Source organism: Methylophilus sp. 3sh_L (genome assembly GCF_046766015.1).
Taxonomy (GTDB): Bacteria; Pseudomonadota; Gammaproteobacteria; order Burkholderiales; family Methylophilaceae; genus Methylophilus.
This window is the reverse complement of sequence record NZ_JBKOUF010000002.1, coordinates 338,271-360,980: the sequence shown is the minus strand read 5'-3', so window position 1 is coordinate 360,980 and position 22,710 is coordinate 338,271. Positions and strand designations below refer to the sequence as shown.

Genomic DNA, 22,710 nt, shown 5'->3' with positions numbered 1-22,710 from the left:
CTCACTGCACCTGCATGGCGGGCACAGGCAATTCGGCAAACACTTCCGGCGCATACATGGCCTCTACCCGGCTGCCAGGCAGGCTGAATTGTCCGGGCTGATTGAGTCTGACCGTATACTCGACCGTGAATTTACCTTTGGGCACGTAGGCATAATAAGCCCGGAAGCCATCCAGTGCGCGCTCTTCATAGGCCGGTCGTTGCCAGCCCAGGCGTTGCTCATGTTGCGTCAGTTGCTGGCTGTCTCCGCCCAGGCCACTGCCGAGGATGGTCGCGCCACTGGGCACCGGGTCATTGATGACCACCCAGGTCATGTCGGCTTGCGCCTCAACTGTGAGGCGGACACGGTAGACATCGCCCCGTTGCCAGCGGCCAGCCGTTTTTTGCGACACTGGCGTGACCTCACGTTGCAAGCGATAACCAGCGAACAGAGGCGCTTGCAAAGGCAACGCGGCTTTAGATGTGACAAATGCCCAGGGCTTACCTTCACCCTGCTGCTGGATTTGCAGTGGAGCTGCCGCCTGCGGCCAGGCATACTGCGTCAGCAATCCCCCCGCTTCGGCCCATGGCGCGAGCTGGTTGGCGGCAATGATACCTTTAGCAGGCTTGGCACTGGCGGCGCGTGACCAAGGCAAATGCTGGCTTTGCCCCGCCAGGCTGAGCTCGACCTGGCCAGTCACGGCCGTCTGTTCATGGGCTTTCTGGAAATGCCGCAACGCCAGAACGCCCCAGGCATTGGCCAAAGTGGTCCGCCAGTGGCCAGCCTGTTGGCGTGACAATAGGCCACGTGCGAGACGGCCTGCATCCTCAGCAGGCAATTGCGGGTCTGCCGCCAACAGGTCCAGCGTACGCGCCGCATTGACGTCGGGCGACACCATCAACCACCACAGGTCATCCTGTTTCTCGGTCGAAAACGTGAACTGGGTGCCTGAAACCATCCAGCGCGATTGCAGCACCTGCATGGCCTGGGCGCGCTTTTGCTCAGCCTCTGGCACCGTTGGCATGCGTTTAAGAATCGATAACCAGTCAATCACGCCTGAGGTCGGCCACAGTTCAGGACGAATCTCTAATGCCTCCAGCATTTCTGGTCTGGCATGATCATAGCGCGCCAGGGCGTCAATGGCAGCCAGCTTGCGCAACACGACATCCGCGGTTTGAATGCTGCCATAGCGGTGAATGCGGCCAGCGACAAAATCTTCCAGGCCTTTGAGCATGCGCTCACGCGCGTTCTCCGGGATGTCGTAGCCTGCAGCATCGGCGATTTGCAATAAATAACTGGTCAGACTGTCATCGCCTGGCAGCCAATCCATGGGGAAATAACGCGCCAGGCCATCGCCATCGAGGTGCTGCCCCAGACTGAGCATCACGCTATTCCAGCGGGCCTGATCCTCCAGCGTCACCGCCACCGAGGCGCGCTGTTCCAAACAGATATAGGGATAGCGCTGCATCCATTCGCGCACGCTAGACAGGCTACCAACCAGCGAGCGGTTAAGCCGCACGTCTATGCCGCCACGGCCCGGCACCGCCTGCGCCGGGGCTTGTACCGTCATCTGCCAGGGCTGACCGGCTTGCAACTGCTGTATGGTCTGCTGGTAGACACGGACCGGATAAGCGGCACCAACCTGCTGGTGGACGTTTAAGCGGTCTTTGATCTGCAAGCGATTTGGCGGTTGCGCGGTAGACTCGCCGACTACCGCCGCGTCTATTTGCCAGTCCAGGCCGGTCACGTTGTAAGGCACGCGGACCGCAAACGCCAGCGTCGCCGCCTGACCAGCGGCCAGCTTGACGCGCTGCGGTTTGGGTGCCCCCTCAACGCCTAACGGAGTAGCAGTCACTTGCGTGGTGAGGGGCCGCTGGCTGGCATTGCGCACGGTCACCATCGCCTGCAGCTGGTCGCCTTCACGCACAAACGGCGGCAATCCAGAAAACAGCATCAGCTCTTGCGTGGTGCGGATCAGCGCGCTGCCAGAGCCAAAGCGGGATGCACCGGCATGGGCAATCGCAGCAATGCGGAAACTGGTCAGTGCATCATTGAGCGGGATGCTGACACTGGCCTGGCCATGTTTATCCAGCTTGATCACCGGCTTCCACAGCAGCAAGGTATCAAACAGCTCACGTGCGTTAGCGCCTTGTCCGCCACCGCCGCCTGGCGCGACTGCTTTTTTACCAAAGTGGCGTTTACCGATTACCTGCGATTGTGCCGTTGACGTATAGACCTCAATCGGCCGCCGCTGCATCATGGCCTCCAGCAACTGCCAGGAATCAGGCTTGGCCAGTTGCAGCAAGCCTTCATCCACTGCAGCCAGTGCCACCTCAGCATTCGAGAGCGGCTTGCCTGCCGGGTCTGTCACCGTCAGTTTCACCTTGGCCTGCTCGCGCACCCGGTAAACCGTACGTTCAGGCTCCACTTTGACCTTGAGGGCATACCCCTGCCAGCCCACCTTGATTTGCGTCATGCCCAGCTTGAAGGCAGGCTTGCTTAAATCGACCAGCGCCGTTGGCCGCGTATCCACTTCAACCGGCAAATGATCGACCAGACCGAAAAACTGGCCCACCTGATAGACCATGCGTTTGAGCCAGGCAAAGCGTCCGGGCGCTTGCGGATCAACCCGGCCACGCACCACCATCACCGAGACATAAGCATTGGGCCCATACTCGGCAGCGATCGGCACCTTGACGATGGGCGACTTCATGCTGATCTTGCTGACAAACGAAGCCAGTACGCCTTCACGCTCCACCGTCACCAGGGCTGTCGCTTCGCGGAAAGGCATGCGCACTTCAAACTGCGCCGTCTCGCCTGGCGCATACTCACGCTTGTCGGCCAGAATATCAATGCGGTCGCTGGCACCTGCGCTATACCAGCCGTCTTCATCGGCGACGTACACTTCCTGGCTGGCGATGGCAGGCTGTTTTTTGCTGTCTTTGGTGGTTGCCACCAGAATCAATTCGCCACTGGCTGGCGCTGCCCCCTTGCAACTGAGCAAACCCTGGCCATCGGTTTGCCCGTCGCACACCGCGCCCACATGCTTTACCTCAGCAGTTTGTTCATAGGCATAAAACCCGCCTAGCAACCGTTTGCGGTAAGCATAGGTATGCCGCTGGTAGGCCTCGACGGCTACCGGTTGCCGCACCAGCGGTTTACCTGTGCTATCCAGCGCCAGCACCTTGAACGCCAGACTCTGCTGCGTCGCAAAATAACTGTCCATTTTAATGCCGAGATTCACGGCCGAGGGCAGCAGCAGCGCTTGTGTGGCTGCCGTCAATATCTGGCCGTTGGGGTCGGCATATTCCATCTCCACCTGCAAGGCATGGGGGGTACGTACACCAGGTAAACGGTCAAAGGTGACACGCGCACCGCCACTGCCATCCAGCGTCACCGCCTGCGTGCGGGGCGGGTAGCGCTTGTCACCGTCAGCAGACGCTTGATCCGAGGATTGCCCATCACTCCAGCCTTCTTCCGGATCATAAGAAAAAGGTTGTATGGCGTGCAGCCCTTCCTGTGGCCGCTCGCCGCCAAAGCGAAACGCCTCATACTGGCCAAACTGCAGGGTATAAGGTTCGAGCCGGCTGCGGAATTTGACCGGCAAGCCTGCCGCAGGCCCGCCCGCCAGATAGTTGAGTTGCACATCGACCTGCAATTGACGCTGGTTGATCACGGGTGCGGCAGGCGGTTTGAGGCTGGCATGCATCAAGGGTACGCGGTATTGCTCAACCCGGAAATGCCCCATCGTTACCTCCATGCCATCGACATTCATGGTCACGACATAGGTACCCAGCTTGGCCTCTTTGGGGATTGCCCAGCTGGACGTCCCGGCCGCATTGGCCCAGCGCACCGCGCGCGTCTCGGTTTCGCCGCTGCCCTGATGCGTCAGGGTAATTTCATCCGGCAAACGCTCGGGCAGACGCAGTCCCTTGCCAGTATGCATGCGCACAAAGTGTTTCATGGAGACGGTTTCACCGGCGCGGAACAAGGGGCGGTCAAACACCGTATGCGCCAGTACTGGGCCTGCGGTCTCGCCGCCGCCCAAGTTAAATTGCCAGGGGCTGAGGCCATCATCCCACTGTGAAAACATAAACGACAAATCATCGTCTTTGCGTGCCGTGACCAGATGACCATAACAACTTTTGCGGTAGCTGTCTTCAAGGGCCTGTGCAATATTTGCGCGGCCCTGGCGGTCGGTTTTGCCTTGCCAGAGCAACACGCCATCACAGGTGGATACCCTGACTTCGGCCCCTGAAACCGGTTTGGCATTATCCAGCCGCGTCACCCACACCAGCGAGGATTCATGGCCTTTTTTATAATGCACGGCCAGGTTGGTGACCAGCGCACTGGATGAGACAAAATAAGGTTTTTGCTCGCCATGCAACGCCGCCCCCAGGCGGTCACTGGCAAATTCGACCACATAAAATCCAGGCTTTTGCAGCAGAATACCTAGCACCTCAAACGTTTTCTGCCCTTGCCTGCGCGGCAGGCGGATCTCACTGGAAGCTACGTCGTGGTTGCCTATTAGCAGGGGGATTTCTCCCTCGCGCGGGTAACGGTCATGCGTTTTCAAAAAGGCGTCAGACTCCCCACTGCCATAAGGATGCTGGGTGACTTTAAAATACCAGGCCGCCAGTTCGGCATCATTCTCGGGTTGCAAGCGGCCCACACGGCCAGATTGCTCGGCATTGGCGCCGGGGGTGATGCGCGCGCCTTGCAAGGTGACCTCGACATTACGCACCGTCACCGGCAAGGCAGGTTGCGCATACCGCTCCAAAATGCCAAATTTTGCCGGGAACTTGATCAGGGGCGGATCGACATCCATTGTCATCGCCAACGGGAAAGCGCGCGCATTGACCGGCACACGCCCAGCATCGTCTTTAAAGTCACCTGGCAATTGCAGCACCACCCGGCTATTCGCGGTAAACGGTCCTTTAAATTGCACCGACTCCAAGGTCTCACCTTGTGCATAGTCTGCAATCACCGGTTTTTGCGTGCTGCCATCCGGCAGTTTGAGGCGGATGGCCTCAGCCAGGCGGCGGCTGACAGGCGCATTAAACTGCACCTGGATCGGCAACACCGGAATACAGCCGGCCTTGGCATTGGTGCGTGTACAGCTTGCATTCACCCTAAACGCATCGCGGACTTTAAACCGCAGCACTTGCGGCTTCTTAGCAACCACACCACTAACCGAGGTGATGCCTGCATCCCAATGCAAACTCACCTCACTGCCCGCTGGCAACGGGCGGCTACATTGTGCGACCACAATGTTTGCCTGCTGCATACGGCGGTCTTTGACCGAGAGCAGACCTTGCTGGGCATTTTTAAACAACACCGAAAACAACTGGCTGGCGCGGTCTTTTTGCTCACGCAGAATCTGCTCGCGGGCCTGGCCCGTGATCAACTTGAGCGGAAATAACTCGCCCACCCCTTGTATGCTGCAAGCCGCATGCTGCTTGACGCTGTCCTCATTGACGGGGGCATCCAGCCCCAGCAAAAACACCTGCGACTCATCGATATATTCGATGCCCTCTTCCGGCAGCGAGGTGACGATGGCTGGCCCACCGGTTGAAAAACTGAAAGATTGCGACGAAACAGGGGTACCCGCGATAGTCTGCAACCCTTTTTTAACAGAAAAGCGGCATTGCAAACCGGCTGGCAAATCTGCCTCAAAGTCATACACCCACTGCCTGTCATCCAGCCAATGCCCCTGCCCTTTGGCCTCGCATTGAATGTCAAACGGTGCAGGCAGACGCGGATCGCCAAAAGCCACCATGGGCAGCGAAAACCGGGCGCTGACTTGTCTGACCGCCTTGACCTCACCTTGCGGTGCAAAGGTCACGCGCGCTTCGGTGTCAGCTTCGGCCGCCCATACATGTCCGGCCAGCAACCCTAGCCACAGCACACAACAGGCAGCCAGCCAACTTGCAGTCATCCAGCCGCTGGCAAAGCGCTCAGAAAACCGCGCCTGTTGTGCGCAAACAGCGTGTGTCAAAAAACGGGCCAGCATAGCATGATCCTTCATATGGCAAAAACGCGGACGAAAGGGCACCTCTGATCATTCAAATGGCTCAGCCAGACAAGGCATGATTAAAAAGTTAGACCTCACATATCGTTGCTATGTGAGGAGAAATTTTTTTATAAGCAACGCCGTATCGCGACGCAAGTTGAATGATTAGAGCTGCCCGAAAAGGACATTATCTTATAAAATGGGCTGTTGGTTAATGACACTTTGCTGAACATGCCTAGCGCTTTCCTCCCTCCCTCATCCACACCAGCGGCGACCATCCTCTGTGCTTCGGCCCGCCTGGCGCAAGGGATCCGGCAATGGTTATCGTCCAGCTATCAGCAGCAAGGGCTGTCGCAATGGCAGGCGCCACAGGTGTTCCCGCTGCAAGACTGGCTGCACCAGCTCACGGAGCAAGCCATTTTATGCGGCCGCATTGCCGTGGCAGATGCCCCGGCAGGCATGCTTTCCTCAACCCAGGAAGCGCTGCTGTGGGAACAAGCGATTCAGCATTGCCTGCGTCAGCATGACCACCTCGATTTATTAAACACCAATGGCCTCGCCAGCGCGGCGATGGAGGCGAACCGCTACCTGATTGAGTGGAATATCAGCCTGGATATGGACACGGCCAGTGAGGAAACCCGCCAGTTCATGCAGTGGCGCCAGCAATTCCAGGTGTTATGCAAACAAAGTGGCTACCTGGAGGGCGTGCGTTACCAAGCCTGGCAATTGTCACAACTGCAACAGGGTTTGTTGCAGTTGCCAGCTCGTATTGCCCTGGCCGGGTTTGACCGCATCAACCCGCATTTGCAACGCCTGATTGACACGCTGCAAGCCGCAGGTGTGACTGTAGAGCCATTTGAGCATCGCGTTAGCGCGCAGCAGGTGCAACGCATGGCTTTTGCTGAAAGCCTGGACGAAATGCGCGCTGCCGTATATTGGGCCAAGCAGATACTGAGCAGCCACGCGCAGGCGAGGCTGGCCATCGTGGTGCCAGACCTGGAAGCCGTGCGCGATACGCTGGCGAACCTGCTGGATGACACCTTTCATCCTGAAGCCTTGCATCCTGCGCATGCTGAAATGCCCCGCTGTTATGAGTTTTCGCTGGGCACCCCGTTGACGCGCTGGCCACTGGTCACGACGGCCTTAAGCCTGTTGCGGCTGGCGTTTCAACACACGCCGCTGGCACAAACCGAGCTGTCGGCACTGCTAGCGGATGTGTATTGGTCACAAGCGTTGTTTGAAGCCGATGCGCGCGCCGCGCTGGACGCCGAGATGCGCCGCCAGTTGCCGTTGCAATTGAAAACCAGCACCTTTGCGCGGTTTATTACCCGCAAGCAACAAGATGAATACGCCATTCACAGTCCGGCCCTAGTCGAGGACTTAAACACTTTGCTGACCACAGCCAGGCAGCTGCCCGCCAAGCAACTGCCTTCAGCCTGGGCCAATAGCCTGACGGCCCTGCTCACCGCCACCCACTGGCCAGGCGAGCGCACCCTGTCCAGCCATGAATACCAGTGCCAGCAAGCGTTTTACAAGGTCATGGCGCAACTCGGCGCGCTCGATGCCTGGCTGGGACCTATCCCGGCCACCACCGCTATCCAGCGGCTGACACAATTATGCCAGGCGCAGATTTTTCAACCACAGACGGTGCGCCAACCCAACCTTACTGTCATGGGCATGCTGGAAGCCAGTGCCAAGCCGCTGGACGGGGTGTGGGTGATGGGCATGAATGACCATGTATGGCCCCCGCTGTCGCGCACCAATGCTTTGATCCCAGCCGAGCTACAACGGCAGGCAGGCACGCCGAATGCCAGCAGCGAGGTACAAATCGCCTTTGCCAGCCAGATTCATCAGCGCCTGTTAGGCACGGCGCACCAGGTCATTTTTTCTTATGCACAAAAAGAAGGTGACCGCCTGTTGCGCATCAGCCCACTGATTCAAGACATCACCGAAGCCGCTGCCAGTGCCGGGGTCGCCACCCTGGCAGAAACCCTGGCCACCAGCCAGCCCGAGCACTGGCAATGGCTGGACGACCACCAGGCCCCGCCCGTGCAAGAAGGCGAACATGTGAGCGGCGGCACCGGCCTGCTGCGTGCGCAAGCCATTTGCCCGGCGTGGGCGTTTTATCAATACCGACTCAAGGCCCGCAAGCTGGAGACGCCGCACAACGGGCTGGATGTCATGCAGCGCGGCGACCTGATCCACCGCGTGATGGCGGCCTTTTGGCAACAGCCGCGCGAGGACTGGCAAAGCTGCACTGAAGAAGCTTTGAAAAGCCAGCTGGACGCCCTTGCTGCACAAGTCATGGCCGAGTTCAATGCCGAGTTTTCACAGCCGTTTACAGAGATTTTTTGCCAGCTGGAAGCCGAACGCCTGAGCAAACTCGCCCTGACCTGGCTGCTGCAAGTCGAACGCGAGCGCATGCAACCGTTTACCGTATCACTGGTTGAAAAAACCTTTAAGCCGCTGATTGAAGGCATCCAGGTCAAACTGGTGATAGACCGCGTGGATACGCTGGCAGATGGCCGCCTGGTGGTGATTGATTACAAAACCGGCAGCATGCCTGACACCAAAAACTGGGCCAGCGATAAAATCACCGAACCACAACTGCCGATTTATGCGGCGTTTATTTTGCAGGATGCCGAAATTGCGGCCGTCTGTTTTGGCAAATTGCGCCTGACTGATGCTGGGTTTGCCGGCGTCGCCGCCGAAGAGGATATTGTGCCCGGCGTCAAAGCTTTTAATCACGAAAAAAACAAATTGTTTGACCCGGCAGACTTTCCCGACTGGCCGTCGATTCTGCAGCACTGGCACACGCAAATCACGCTGACTGCGCAATCGCTCAAGGCGGGCGAGGCGGCGGTGCTGTTTGAGGCGGAACAAGATCTGGATTATTGCGATGTGTTGCCTTTGCTCAGGTTACCTGAGCGGCAACTGCAGTTTGAGCACTTACAATCTGACCTCTTGCAATCTGGCCTCTTGCAATCAAAAGGTGCCGCATGATGCCAGCAGAAACTGTTTTATCTGAGGCGCTGGCATTGGATGCCGCCAACCGTGAACGCGCGCTGGCGCTGGAGTCCTTTATCGTCGAGGCCCCGGCAGGCGCGGGCAAAACCGAGTTACTGACCCAGCGTTTTCTCAAATTGCTGCAAACCGTACAAGCGCCCGAAGAAATTATCGCCATCACCTTTACCAACAAGGCAGCCTCAGAGATGCGTGTGCGGATTCTGGATAGCCTGTTGCTGGCGGCCGCTGGTGTAGCCCCTGAAGCTGCGCATAAGAAAATCACCTTTACCCTGGGCCAGCAGGCTTTGCAGCGCTCGGCCGCACTCAATTGGCAATTACTGCATAGTCCGGCCCGCTTGCGTATTTACACCATAGACTCCTTATGTGCCAACCTGGCGCGGCAAATGCCTTTGCTGAGCCGCTTTGGTACGCAACCGGCAGTGACGGAAGATGCCTGGCCTTATTACCGCGAAGCCGCCGGGCTGGCGCTGCAAAGCATGGATGAGCCTGAGCTGGGCGAACCGGTGCGGCGAGTGTTGCGCTATATGGATAATGACCAGTCCAGACTGGAAGCACTGCTCATGTCCATGCTGGCTAAACGTGAACAATGGCTGCATCACAGCCAAACCGGCCATACCCTGTCGGGGCAACTGGCACTGGTCCATTTGATTGAAACCGAGCTGGCACAGATTCACCAGTATCTGCCAGCCCGCTTGCAACAGGCGCTGATGCCGATTGCACGCTATGCCGCCAGTCAACTCCCAGACACGCACCCCCTCGCACCACTAGGTGATTGGCAAATAGCCTTGCAACCCAGCCTGGCCGATTTGCCAATCTGGCGCGCCCTGGCCGAGTTGTTATTGACCAGTTCGGGTGGCCTACGCAAACGACTGGATAAAAACATGGGCCTGCCCGCCACCGACGAAGCCAAGCCTTACAAGGAGGCCTTGACCGAGATTCTGGACGGCCTGGCACAAGCACGCCGCGCAGAAACCAGCCTGGCGCGCATCCGCATGCTGCCAGACCCCAATGCCCGTGACGAGGCGCTGATTGCAGACTTAAGCCAGCTGTTGAATATTGCCGCGGCCCAGCTCTGGCTGCACTTTCAGGCGCAAAACGAAGTCGACTTTGTCGAGATCGCCCAGCGCGCCTTGCAAGCGCTGGTGGAAGGTGGCGAAGCAACCGAGCTGGCCATGCGGCTGGACTACCGCATTCAGCACCTGCTGGTGGATGAGTTTCAAGATACCAGCCCGATGCAGATCGACCTGCTCAAAGCGCTGACCCGTGGCTGGCAAGCCGGGGATGGCCGCACCCTGTTTACCGTGGGCGATCCCATGCAGTCGATTTACCGCTTCCGCAAAGCTAATGTCGGCCTGTTTTTGAATGCGGCTGAATTCGGCATCGGCGATACTCCACTGACGCCGCTCAAGCTTTGGCGCAATAACCGCTCGTGTCCGACCGTGGTCGAGTGGATCAACCAGACCTTTAAAGGCATGCTGCCGTCTGAGGATGCCCCGCAGCAAGGCGCGATTGCTTACCGGCCCTTTGTCGCTACCCGCCCCTCTCTGACTGGCGAGGGTGTGTTTGTGCATCCGCTGATCCAACCAGTGAGCGAACATGAAGAGGAAGAACCGGCAGACCTGCGCCGCCTCGAGGCCGAGCAGATTATCCGCATTATCCAGCAGACACGGGCCGAACAACCAGATGCCACTATTGCCGTGCTGGTACGTGCGCGCAAGCACTTGCATGCACTGGTCACCGAAATGCGCCGCAACCATGCCGAATTGAGCTTTCAGGCAGTAGAGATTGAAGAACTGGCGAACCGCCAGATTGTGCAAGACCTGCTGACCCTGACCTACGCCCTGCACCAGCGCGCTGACCGTGTGCATTGGCTGGCTTTGCTGCGCGCACCGTGGTGTGGGCTGACCCTGGCCGACCTGCATGCCTTGATCGGCCAGGACGGTCAACGCAGCGTCATGAGCCTGCTCGAAGATCCGCAGGTCATGGCTCGCCTGAGTGCGGATGGCCAGACCCGCGCCCTGCATGTGCGCGAGGTCATGCAAACCGCCCTGCAATGGCGTTCCCGTAGCAGCACCAGCCGCTGGGTGCACAATACCTGGTTACGGCTAGGCGGCGCACACTGTTTATGGAACGAAAACGATGTACAGGACGTGCAGGCATTTTTTGCCCGTATTGCCTCGCTCGAGCAACATGGTCAGTTCAGCCCGCAAAGCCTGGCCGAAGATGTGAAAAAACTGTATGCCGCGCCGGATGCCAAAGCCGATCCCCGCTTGCAATTCATGACCATCCACAAATCCAAGGGGCTGGAATTTGACACCGTGATCCTGCCTGGCCTGGATGGCAGCAACCCGCCCGATGACGCCAAGCTGGTGATCTGGGAGGAAGTCACGACCGCAGACGGAGACATCGCGCTGGTCGCGGCGCCGTTTGTGCCCACAGCCCTCAAGCGGCAGCAAACGGGTGTCACACCCTACGACTACCTTAACGACCTCGACAAAACCCGTGCGGCCTATGAAGACGCCCGTGTGCTGTATGTCGCCGCCACCCGCGCCGAGCGGCAGCTGCATTTACTAGGCATTGCCAAGCCGGACAAAAATGGTGACCCGCAACCCCGTAAAAATACTTTTTTACAGTTGCTCTGGCCAGCCGTGAATGCGCACTTTAATCACGAACAAGATATCGTGGTCCGTTACCCGCAACAAAGTCAACAGGCCGATATCCGGCAGTTTGTGCCCAAGCTGATCCGGCTGACTGAGGCTGCCAGCCCCGCAGTATTGAAAAGCACGACAGAAGGCATGACGGTAGGCTATGCGCCTGCCGCCACGGACAGCACGGTCAGCAAACTTGAAGCAGAGATTGGCACGCTGGCCCACCTATACCTGCAACTGATCGCAGAGCAAGGTTTGGCGGCTTGGGCAGCCCATGTCAGCACGGGCTGTCAGTCATTGCTGGCAGCCATGCAACGCTGGTTTGCACAACAAGGTTATCTGCCGGCCGACGCCGTGCCAGCCAGCCAGCAAGTGGCTGCGCTACTCACCACCACGCTACAATCAGAAGCAGGACGCTGGGTACTCACGGCGCATCCACAAGCAGCCTCTGAACTGGCGATTGAGCAACTGGCCGCCAGTAAAAGAGTCATAGACCGTACTTTTGTGGCTAATGGCGTACGCTGGATCGTCGACTATAAATCGGCCCCCGTCAGCGCGGATGATGACTTATCCAAGTTAGCCGCAGTCTTCAAACCGCAACTGGCTGCTTATGCCCAATTATTTGCGAGCGAAGGCTTGCCGATCAAAACAGCCATTTTATTTTTAAGCGCAGGCCAGCTCGTGCCTGTGGAAACCATTTAAGGAAAGACGATGATAGAAAAACAAGCCATTCTCGATGCCTTTCACTTCCGCCATGCCTGTAAAGAATTTGATGCCAGCAAACAGATTCCTGCAGAAGAGTTTGAATTGATTCTCGAAGCTGCCCGTCTCTCACCCAGCTCATTCGGGTTTGAGCCCTGGCATTTTATTGTGGTGCAAGATAAAACCCTGCGCGAAAGCCTTAAGCAGCATGCCTGGGGCGCGCCGCTCAAACTGGATACCGCTAGCCATTTTGTCTTGTGCCTAGCGATGAAGTCGCCATTTCTGGACGCCGACAGCCCGTACCTGCCACAATTCATGCGTGAAGTGCAGCACCACCCGGATGACATCGCCAAGATGCGGCTGGGCTTTTACAAACAGTTTCAACAATCTGACTTCGACCTCACAGATGAACGCAAACTGTTTGATTGGGCCAGCAAGCAATGCTACATCGCGCTGGCCAATATGATGACCGTCGCCGCTATGCGCAGCATAGACAGCTGCCCGATTGAAGGCTTTAAACAGAAAGAAACCGATGCCTTGCTGGCCGAGCAATTTGGTGTCAACCTGCAAGAATACGGATTAGCGTATATGGTCGCCTTTGGTTACCGCAAGCTTGAGCCCAAAGCAAAAACACGCCGAGCCATGGCGCAGGTAGTCACCTGGAAGTGAGCCTACTTGGAGCGTTGGATACCCCTGCTGAACAGTACGCATTGACACCTTGATTGTTCACGCAGGACGACGCTTCAAGCATTGGCCTTAAAGGGCTATTTAAATGACTTGCCACCCTTTGATACAGTCTGATTTCAAAATAAATCAAAGGGGTGACGGATGAAATCAGTATTTAAAAATATGCTCGCTTGCAGTGTGTTCATGTTGGCAAGCGTGGTTGCGCACGCGACGACAGATTATTTGGCTTTTGAGCGTGTGGTTGCGCATGCAGACCTGACTGTCACACTGGACACGATCGCTTCTGCGGAGGATGATCAGGCTGACAGTTCGGACGCAGAGACCATGCTTGCATGATCTGGCTTGCTTAATCTGTTAACCATACAGTTAAAATAAAAGGCCGGTAAACGGCCTTTTATTTTTAATCATGCTCCCAAAACCGCCGAGTCATTTAGCTCAGCAGGTGACGGATTACGCCGCCTCGTTTTTAAAGTGTCTACGCACATACCAAGCTAAAAACACCACGCCCAGGGCCGCAATCACGTAGTGGGATTCATGGAAGTACACTTTCAAATCCTCCCAATGTTCACCGGCTTTCATGCCCACATACCCCAGCACCCAGCACCAGATCAGTGAGCCGACAAAAGTATAAGCCACAAACCGCGTCATGTTCATACGCGCCACCCCGGCCGGGAAAGCGATAAATGTGCGCACGGCGGGCAACAGGCGGGCAATAAAAATAATGATTTCACCATGATCTGCAAACCAGCGGTCCGCCATGTCGAGGTCTTTTTTGCTGATCAGCACATATTTGCCAAATTTTTCAACCAGCGGACGGCCGCCATACATGCCGAGGTAATAAGCGGGGATCGAGCCGACGACGCAACCGACAGCGCCTGCCAGCGCAATACCCCACAGCGTTAAATCGCCCTTACTGACCAGGAATCCGGCAAACGGCATAATGATTTCAGAGGGTAACGGGATACAAGCGGACTCAATCGCCATCAGCAACACAATACCGCCATAGCCCATGCTGGCAATCACGGCAATAATCCAGCCCGCCACGGCAGCAACAAACTTTTCTAACATTACATAAATTCCTTCAAAAGGGTTTTCACTAATTCTACACGGTGATTGAGGTTACCAAGTTGCACGGTGACACGTAATTTATCCGGCCCGTTCATGCGGCAGCGTTTATCGCGTTGCAATAGGTTGATCAGTTTCAGCGGATCAAGATCGGCTTTGACGTTGAATTGCAATTGTATCGCTGCATCCGAGGCATCAATTTTGATGATGCCCAGCGGCTTGGCGGCAATGCGCAGGCGGTGGCAGGCAATCAAGGCCTCGCCAGGCTCAGGCAGCAGGCCAAAACGGTCGATCAGCTCTTCTTGCATGGCATCCAGTGCATCGTCGTCTTCGCAGTTGGCCAGGCGCTTATAAATCACCAGCCGTTCATGCACATCCGGGCAGTAGTTGTTGGGCAGCAAGGCGGGCGTATGCAGGTTGATTTCGGTGGTCACCCCCAGTGGCGCATCGAGATCGGGCTCTTTGCCGGCCTTGAGCTGTTTGACGGCGTGATTGAGCATCTCTGAATATAGGTTAAAGCCTATTTCCTGCATTTCGCCACTTTGGCTGTCACCCAGCAACTCACCGGCCCCACGGATTTCAAGGTCATGCATGGCCAGGTGAAAGCCTGCACCCAGATCTTCGAGCAGCTGAATCGCATCCAGCCGTTTTTGCGCTTGCGGTGTGATATTGCGGTGCGGATCCGTCAGCAGATAAGTGTAAGCCTGGTGGTGGCTGCGGCCGACGCGGCCACGCAATTGGTGCAATTGCGCCAGGCCAAACATATCGGCCTTGTTGATGATCATGGTGTTGGCAGTCGGCACGTCGATGCCGGTTTCGACAATGGTGGTACACAGCAAAAGGTTGGCGCGTTGCTGGTAAAAATCGCGCATCACATGCTCCAGCTCACGCTCGCGCAACTGGCCGTGGCCGATGGCAATACGGGCTTCGGGGACGATTTTTTCCAGTTTTTCCTTCATCACATAGATGGTATCCACCTCGTTATGCAGGAAATACACTTGGCCGCCGCGCTTGAATTCACGCATCACCGCCTCGCGGATAATGCCGTCCGAATACGGCGTATGGAAGGTTTTAATGGCCAGCCGTTTTTGTGGCGGCGTAGAAATCACTGAGAACTCACGCAGACCTTCCATGGCCATGCTGAGCGTACGCGGAATCGGCGTGGCGGTCAGCGTCAGCACATCCACCTCGGCACGCAGGGCTTTCATCTGTTCTTTTTGCCGCACGCCAAAACGGTGTTCTTCATCGAGAATCGCCAGGCCCAGATTCTTGAATTTGACGTCTTTCTGGATGAGCCGGTGGGTGCCAATGATGATGTCTATGCTGCCATCGGCCAGCCCCTTGAGTGCTTCGGCCTGCTCTTTGGCAGTACGGAAGCGCGAGATTTCGGCAATCTTGATCGGCCATTCGGCAAAACGGTCGACAAAATTCTGGTAATGCTGCTCAGCCAGCAAGGTGGTTGGCACCAGCACCGCTACCTGGCGGCCGCCCATTACCGCAACAAATGCAGCGCGTAACGCTACTTCGGTTTTGCCAAAGCCAACATCGCCGCACACCAGCCTGTCCATGGGGCGGCCAGATTGCATGTCTTTGATGACCGCTTCGATGGCATCCAGCTGGTCTGGCGTCTCTTCAAACGGGAAGCCCTCACAAAAGGCTTCGTAATCATGCAGCCCTAAGGTAAACGCATGGCCTTTGCGCGCAGCGCGTTGTGCATATAAATTAAGCAACTCAGCCGCAGTATCACGGATTTGCTTAAGGGCTTTTTTCTTGGCTTTGTCCCATTGTCCACTGCCAAGGCGATGCAAAGGCGCACTTTCAGGCGGCCCGCCGGAGTAGCGCGAAATCAGGAATAATTGCGAGACAGGCACGTACAGCTTGTCATCGCCAAAATATTCAATCAGCAAGAGCTCGGTTTCGCCCTCACCAAAATCAATATTCACCAGGCCCTTGTAGCGCCCTACCCCATGCTGCTCGTGTACCACGGGATCATCAATACGTAACTCGGATAAATCTTTGAGCATGCCTTCGGCATTGCGCGCTTTTTCCTGGTTGCGACGGCGCTGCTGGCGTACCGTGCTGGCATACAGTTCAGCTTCGGTAATGACTGCCTTATCAGTATCCACCAGACCTTGATGTAAAGGCGCCACGCCGAGCATGACCGGAAAATTGGATTGCGCAAACCCGGCCCAATCTTCAGCCAGTGAAAAGCTCAGGCCGTGATCGCTGAACAGTTGTGCAATGGTCTCACGCCGACCCAGGCTCTCGGCGGCAATCAATACCCGTCCGTCAAACTGTTGGATAAAGGCTTGCAGCTTATGCAGAGGCTGCTCGGCGCGGCGGTCTACATCCACAGGCGGTAAAACGGTTTGCTGGGCAATTTGCTGCGTGACCAAGGCGAAGTCATGCGTGCGCTTAAAAAATTCATCGACTTTTTGCAGCAGTGTTTCCGGGCGCAAGATGGGCTTTTCCGCATCATTTGCCATCAGGCGGTAACGCGTACTGGCATCGGCCCAGAATGTTTGTGCGGCCTTGTCCAGGTCTCCATGCAAACACAGCACTGTTTGCGCAGGCAAATAATCAAATAACGTAGCCGTCTGCTCAAAAAACAGCGGCAAATACCATTCGACCCCGCCGCTTGGCGTGCCTTTGCTCACATCCTTGTATATTTTGGCGCGCTGCGGATCGCCCTCAAAATATTCGCGGAACTGGCTACGGAAGCGCGTAATCGCCGCTTCATCCATCGGGAACTCGCGTGCGGGCAACATGCGGATTTCGGGCACCGGATAGACGCTGCGCTGGGTGTCGATATCAAACGTGCGTATGGTTTCGATTTCGTCATCGAACAGATCGATGCGGTAGGGAAAGGCGCTGCCCATGGGAAACAAATCCACCAATCCGCCGCGTACGCTGAACTCACCCGGTGCCATCACCTGGCTCACATGGTGGTAACCGGCCTGCGCACACTGATTGCGCAAGGCTTCCACATCCAGCTTTTGGCCTTTTTTGATCATAAACGAATGCGCTGCCAGGTATGCCACTGGCGGCAGGCGCAATAATGCGGTCGCCATTGGCACAATCACTACATTGCTTTGGTTCTGGCTCAGTTGATACAAGGTTGCCAGGCGCTCGGAGGTCAAGTCAGGATGCGGGGAAAACACGTCATACGGCAGCGTTTCCCAGTCTGGCAACAGATGCACGGCAATCTCTTTGCCGAAAAATGGGATTTCATCCATCAGCCGCTGTGCTTCAAACGCACTCGCCGTTAAGACCACCAAAGGCGTGTTTGTTGCTTTTAAACCACAAGCCAGCTCGGCTAATGCCTGACTATCCAGGCCCTGACTTTGAAAAGAAAAGCGCTGCGGATGCCCGATGACGGGGAATGAAACTGCCATAAAAAATTAGACTCTTATTGCTCAGGTTAGATGAGTATTTGTTGGCGAATCTGCCGAGTTTGCTATTATAACTGCAAGCGTCGATTGGCTGTCATGCAATGACACCCTAGGCGCCCGAGCGATTAAAATGTATGACCCCAGCACGGAGATGATAAAGATGAATGACAAACAAGCCGTCGCGCTGGAAGCTGCCAGCTACGTCAAAGACGATATGATCGTAGGCCTGGGCACAGGATCTACCGCTAATTACTTTATTGAAGCATTGGCGCAACGCCAGCAGCAAGGCCTGCGCATTACCACCGTGGCCAGCTCTACGGTCAGCATGATCAAGGCGCAAAGTGCTGGCTTGACTGTGCTCGGCCTGCAACAGCTCAGCCAAATTGACTTATATGTAGATGGCGCAGATGAAATCACGCCCGACAATACCCTGCTCAAAGGCCGTGGCTACGACCTGGTGATGGAAAAACTGCTGGCCAAGGCGGCCAAACAGTTTATTGTGGTGGCAGATAAGAGCAAGCTGGTGCCGCATATTGGCCAGAATTACCCGATCCCGATTGAAGTCATGCCGTTTGCCTGGCAAACCGCCAAGCGTAGCATTGAAGCCATAGGCGGCACGGGAGAGTTACGTCAAAACGTGGCCAAAGACGGCTTGTGCATGACCAGCCATGGGAGCCTGGTGCTCGATATGCGGTTTGAGGCTGGCACAGATGCACACCAGCTCAATGCCATGCTGAATAATATTCCCGGTGTCGTAGAACACGGTATTTTTGCCAAACTGGCGACCACCATCCTGATTGCAGATCAAGGCCAGATCGCCACGCGGGTTTAATTGGCCGGCGATTTCTGATCCAGCTGCTTGTTAATCCACATGCTGCCCTCTCCTTTGGTTCGCGCCATGTGCCTGAAAGCCTTGCTGTGTGTGGCTAGCCTATGTCTGCTCTGCTTAGGCCTGACCGCCTGTAGCGACCACAGCGACACCAAACCCGCTGCACGCACCAAAACCAAACCAGACCCATACACTATCCGGTTTGTCACCATCAATAGTCCAAGCACCTATTTTATCGACAGCCAGAACAATTACGCTGGCCTCGAATACGACCTGGCCAAACGCTTTGTCGAGTTTTTAGGGCCGCCATATAAACTCGAATTCGTGGTCGTAGACAGCTTCTCCAAAGTATTCCCTACCCTACTCAAAGGCGATGCCGACATTGCCGCCGCTGACATTAGCATCACCCCTGCACGCAAACGGCAGGTGTTGTTTGGCCCCGCATTTAACCAGGTGCAGTCGATGGTGGTATTTAACCGTGACAAAAACGGCGAACCGAATCAAGCCAACGCGCTATTAAACAAACGCATTGTGCTGCCTAAAAGCACCAGCTTTGTTGAGCGCATGCGCGAGTTGCAAGCCAAACATCCAGGCCTGACCTGGAAAGAATCCGACAAGATGAGCTCGGAGCAACTGATCGAAGCGGTAGCCCGCAATGAGATCGACTTTACCGTGGCAGATAACCACCTGCTAGCGATCTTGCAATACAACTATCCGCAACTGGATGCCGGCATGATGCTAGGCCAGGCCGACAAAATTGCCTGGGCGCTCAATAAACTGCATGGCGAAGCACGGCTCAAACAAGTACAGGCTTTTTTCAAGCAGATCGAAAAAAATGGCGTATTGCGTAACCTGATAGACCGCTACCACGGTCATACCAAACGCTTAAAACCGGTCGACGTCGTCACCTTCCTCACCAAATCGCAGACCTTGCTACCAAGATATATCCGGCTGTTTAAAAATGCCCAGGAAATCACTGACATTGACTGGCGCCTGCTGGCTGCACTCAGCTACCAGGAATCGCATTGGGACAACTACAGCACCTCACCCACCAATGTGCGCGGACTCATGATGCTCACCGAGCAAACCTCCAACATGATGAACGTCACCGATCGGCTGGATCCCAAGCAAAGCGTCATGGCGGGCGCCAAGTTTTTCCTGTGGATGAAAGACCGCCTGCCTACCCGCATTCCTGAACCTGACCGTACGTTTATGACGTTGGCTGCCTACAATAACGGTGTCGGCCACCTGGAAGATGCACGCATCATCGCGCAACGCCTGGGCCTCAACCCCGACAGCTGGGCGGATGTTAAACGCGGCTACCAACTGCTCAATGACCCGAATCACTATGTCAATGCCAAACACGGCTATTGCAGCTGCGGCGCCCCGGTCATTTATACCGAGCTGGTCAGAAGTTACTACCAGATCATGCAAAAATACTTTCCGCCTTACGATCCTGGCGTAGACCCATACAAAATTGCAGACATAAAAATGCCCTGGTTGTTGGCCAGGGCATCTTAAGTTTGCGAAACTAGACGGATTACAACGCCAGCAAGGTTTTACCACCCATATACGGTTGCAGTGCTTTAGGAATATTCACCATACCATCGGGTTATTTTCAAGTGCCGTTACTAAACATGGAAACATGGTCCAGCTACTTCCTGAGAACGCTAAACAAGACCTAAGTGCTATGCCTATCCCCTTTGAAAATATTTCAGTAAATCAGGAAAAAGAATTAATGGAAAAAAGAAAGTAAAAATAATTATCGAGAATAGATATCGCGTCCAAAAAGCGTTCATATGCTTCGCCATCTCATTAGTTGTGTAACCTGGCAATGGCTGCCCATCTCTTTTAATCTCTACAACAATGTCACTTTTATTCAGTGCATTTCCAACATTTGGAGCAAAAGTCAGCTCAATCGGAGTTCTGCCATCTTCAACATTTTTAAGCTCATTATTTCTTCTGAATCCAGATTCACAGCCTATTGCAGTCATGGCCTCACATACCGCTTTACCATTAAACAAGTGATATGATCCATTGCGAGAACCTGACAGTACTAAATAACCTGTTTTTACGTATGAATGTTGCAGGTCTAACCGCACCTCAGGAACGTAGCAAAACCACAGCAAAAATATTGTCCAGATCAATTTTTGGATAATTACATTACCCTTAACATAGTTTATCAATTTTGATAAATTTGGATTTTCTTTCATCACCTATTCCAGTTTTTGAGTTTGCTCTAAGCGCCCCCTCGTTTGCAATTAACTAGCATTATCCGTGATCGTTTTCTGTGGTTTGGCATTTATTTTTAATACGGTGCGACAGTCCAAGAATCTCGAAAACTATTATCAGGTTTCTTTATTATCGGTTTACGACGATACTTTAGCGTCAGCTACTACCCAATAATGCCAATAGATTGGGTTAATTAGCAATCCTAATGACAACAAAAGATTTCATGTTAAAAATACTAATTCGTATATACCTTACAACACAATCGCTTATAGCCTATTTTCAAAAAAACTTCACGCGCCTCTGAACTAAAGCAAGCCTTACTAATAGAAACCAGATGATGATAAAAAAGGCCCGCATTTCTGCGAGCCTTTAATTTATACATCTGTTATGCCATTGTCGTTTAGGAGTGACAGATTAGCCCTCTCAAAACTAAAGACTCAGTAAAGTTTTGCCGCCCATATAAGGTTGCAGCGCTTTAGGAATATTCACTGTGCCATCGGCATTTTGGTTATTTTCCAGCACTGCCACCAAAGTACGGCCAACGGCCAGTCCAGATCCATTCAAGGTATGCAACAACTCAGGCTTGCCATTGGCATTGCGGAAGCGCGCTTGTAAGCGGCGCGCCTGGAAGGCTTCGCAGTTAGAAACAGATGAAATCTCGCGGTAGGTATTTTGTGCGGGCAGCCAGACTTCGAGGTCGTATGTTTTCGCGGCACCAAAGCCCATGTCACCAGTACATAATGAGACCACGCGGTATGGCAGTTCCAACGCTTGCAAAATCGCCTCGGCGTGGCCGACCATTTCTTCCAGCGCTTGGTAGCTGTTGTCGGGGTGGACAATCTGCACCATCTCGACTTTATCAAACTGGTGTTGACGGATCATGCCTTTGGTATCTTTACCATAAGACCCTGCTTCTGATCTGAAACAGGGCGTATGCGCTGTCAGTTTGATCGGCAGGCTGTCTTGCGCCACGATCTCGTCACGCACAGTGTTGGTCAGCGTGACTTCAGAAGTCGGGATCAAATAGAGCTTGCTGTCATTGTGTGGCGTAGAAAACAAATCTTCTTCAAACTTGGGCAATTGACCGGTCCCGACTAAGGTCTCGCGGTTGACCATGTACGGTGTATAGCACTCGGTATAACCATGTTTCTCGGTTTGCGTATCCAGCATAAATTGCGCGATGGCGCGATGCAGTTTAGCAATCTGGCCCTTCATAAAGGTAAAACGCGCACCTGAGAGTTTGGCACCAGTATCAAAATCCAGTCCTAATGGCGCACCGACATCCGCGTGGTCTTTGACGGCAAAGTCAAACTGGCGTGGCGTACCCCAGCGGCGAACCTCGATATTTTGGCTTTCATCCTGACCAACAGGCACGCTCTCGTGCGGCAGGTTCGGCACGTTTTGCATGAGCGCGAGCATGCTCGCTTGCACTTCGCTGAGTTGCGCCTCAGCCGCTTTCAGCTCATCGCCTAAACCAGCAACCTCGGCCAAAATTGCGCTGGCATCTTCGCCTTTGGATTTGGCGATGCCGATTTGCTTGGAAGCCGCATTGCGTTTGGCTTGCAGATTCTCGGTATTGGTTTGAATGGTTTTGCGCTGGGCTTCAAGCGCTTTAAATTCTTCTGCCGGAAAAGCAAATTTGCGTGCCGCCAAACGGGCAACAATATTATCCAAATCATTTCTAAGTTGTTGTATGTCTAACATAAGTTCTTTCTTAATTTTTTAGCCACAGAGGACACTGAGTTCACAGAGAAACCCGCTTAACTCCGTTGACCAGTTTAGGCTCTGCAAAATTAATCAACAGGCCACGCTTCAAGCCTGTCGATTTTAAATATGAAATCAGTTGAGCATAGGCAAAATCAGGCAGCTTTGTTTGCGCTTTCAGCTCTACCACAACCTCGCCTTGTACCAGTAAATCAAGCCGCTGGCCTTGAATCACCACATCTTTATAGCGCACATCCACTTCAACCTGACGTTGATATGCAATGCTACGCAACGCAACGCAAGCTCATAACAAAGTGCACTTTCATAAACAGACTCTAGCAACCCTACACCTAGTTCACGGTGCACCTCAATGGCCGCCCCAATAATCTGTCCCGTCAAATCGTCCATTCGATTTTCTCTGTGCCCTCAGTG

At 54.8% G+C, this 22,710-nt stretch carries 13 protein-coding genes; 6 read left to right on the top strand and 7 right to left on the bottom strand.

The window, feature by feature from the left end:
* Position 1: 1 nt before the first annotated feature.
* The gene (locus ACIDF8_RS07300; protein WP_412009958.1) at positions 2–5,992 is read right to left on the bottom strand and encodes an alpha-2-macroglobulin family protein; all 5,991 of its coding nucleotides are present in this window, start codon (positions 5,990–5,992) and stop codon (positions 2–4) included.
* Positions 5,993–6,223: 231 nt separating this feature from the next.
* On the opposite strand from ACIDF8_RS07300, the gene ACIDF8_RS07295 reads away from it, so the two are divergent.
* The 4 genes from ACIDF8_RS07295 (at position 6,224) to ACIDF8_RS07280 (ending at position 13,392) form a co-directional block, all read left to right on the top strand.
* Complete coding sequence (locus ACIDF8_RS07295; RefSeq protein ID WP_412009957.1) at positions 6,224–8,995, top strand: PD-(D/E)XK nuclease family protein; 2,772 nt, start codon at positions 6,224–6,226, stop codon at positions 8,993–8,995.
* On the top strand, positions 8,992–12,369 hold the full coding sequence (locus ACIDF8_RS07290; RefSeq protein ID WP_412009956.1) for a UvrD-helicase domain-containing protein: 3,378 nt from the start codon (positions 8,992–8,994) through the stop codon (positions 12,367–12,369). Before ACIDF8_RS07295 ends, ACIDF8_RS07290 begins: the two co-directional genes overlap by 4 nt.
* Positions 12,370–12,378: 9 nt before the next feature.
* Positions 12,379–13,038 carry an NAD(P)H-dependent oxidoreductase gene (locus ACIDF8_RS07285; protein WP_412009955.1) on the top strand — a complete coding sequence of 220 codons (660 nt, stop codon included), beginning with the start codon at positions 12,379–12,381 and terminating at the stop codon, positions 13,036–13,038.
* A gap of 159 nt (positions 13,039–13,197) precedes the next feature.
* The gene (locus ACIDF8_RS07280) at positions 13,198–13,392 is read left to right on the top strand and encodes a hypothetical protein (RefSeq protein WP_412009954.1); all 195 of its coding nucleotides are present in this window, start codon (positions 13,198–13,200) and stop codon (positions 13,390–13,392) included.
* A gap of 114 nt (positions 13,393–13,506) precedes the next feature.
* On the opposite strand, the gene ACIDF8_RS07275 is transcribed toward ACIDF8_RS07280, so the two are convergent.
* Together ACIDF8_RS07275 and mfd are read right to left on the bottom strand one after the other, a co-directional pair.
* The gene (locus tag ACIDF8_RS07275) at positions 13,507–14,124 is read right to left on the bottom strand and encodes a DedA family protein (protein ID WP_412009953.1); all 618 of its coding nucleotides are present in this window, start codon (positions 14,122–14,124) and stop codon (positions 13,507–13,509) included.
* Entirely contained in the window at positions 14,124–17,516 is a 3,393-nt protein-coding gene (gene mfd / locus ACIDF8_RS07270; protein WP_412009952.1) for a transcription-repair coupling factor, read from the bottom strand. The genes ACIDF8_RS07275 and mfd overlap by 1 nt, the downstream gene beginning before the upstream one ends.
* 157 nt (positions 17,517–17,673) lie before the next feature.
* Here mfd and rpiA point away from each other — a divergent pair, with 157 nt between their 5' ends.
* Together rpiA and mltF are read left to right on the top strand one after the other, a co-directional pair.
* Positions 17,674–18,345, top strand: a complete 672-nt coding sequence (gene rpiA / locus ACIDF8_RS07265) for a ribose-5-phosphate isomerase RpiA (protein ID WP_412009951.1) — start codon at positions 17,674–17,676, stop codon at positions 18,343–18,345.
* 39 nt (positions 18,346–18,384) lie between these two features.
* Positions 18,385–19,863 (top strand): membrane-bound lytic murein transglycosylase MltF, encoded by a 1,479-nt coding sequence (mltF, locus tag ACIDF8_RS07260; RefSeq protein ID WP_412009950.1) that lies wholly within the window; start codon positions 18,385–18,387, stop codon positions 19,861–19,863.
* Positions 19,864–20,036: 173 nt separating this feature from the next.
* Here mltF and ACIDF8_RS07255 read toward each other — a convergent pair whose 3' ends face one another.
* The 4 genes from ACIDF8_RS07255 to ACIDF8_RS07240 form a co-directional block, all read right to left on the bottom strand.
* Complete coding sequence (locus ACIDF8_RS07255) at positions 20,037–20,555, bottom strand: hypothetical protein (protein ID WP_412009949.1); 519 nt, start codon at positions 20,553–20,555, stop codon at positions 20,037–20,039.
* Between the two features lie 448 nt (positions 20,556–21,003).
* Entirely contained in the window at positions 21,004–22,278 is a 1,275-nt protein-coding gene (serS, locus tag ACIDF8_RS07250) for a serine--tRNA ligase (protein ID WP_412009948.1), read from the bottom strand.
* A gap of 40 nt (positions 22,279–22,318) precedes the next feature.
* On the bottom strand, positions 22,319–22,570 hold the full coding sequence (locus tag ACIDF8_RS07245) for a GxxExxY protein (protein ID WP_412009947.1): 252 nt from the start codon (positions 22,568–22,570) through the stop codon (positions 22,319–22,321).
* Complete coding sequence (locus tag ACIDF8_RS07240) at positions 22,510–22,686, bottom strand: GxxExxY protein (RefSeq protein WP_412009946.1); 177 nt, start codon at positions 22,684–22,686, stop codon at positions 22,510–22,512. The genes ACIDF8_RS07245 and ACIDF8_RS07240 overlap by 61 nt, the downstream gene beginning before the upstream one ends.
* Between the last annotated feature and the right edge of the window lie 24 nt (positions 22,687–22,710).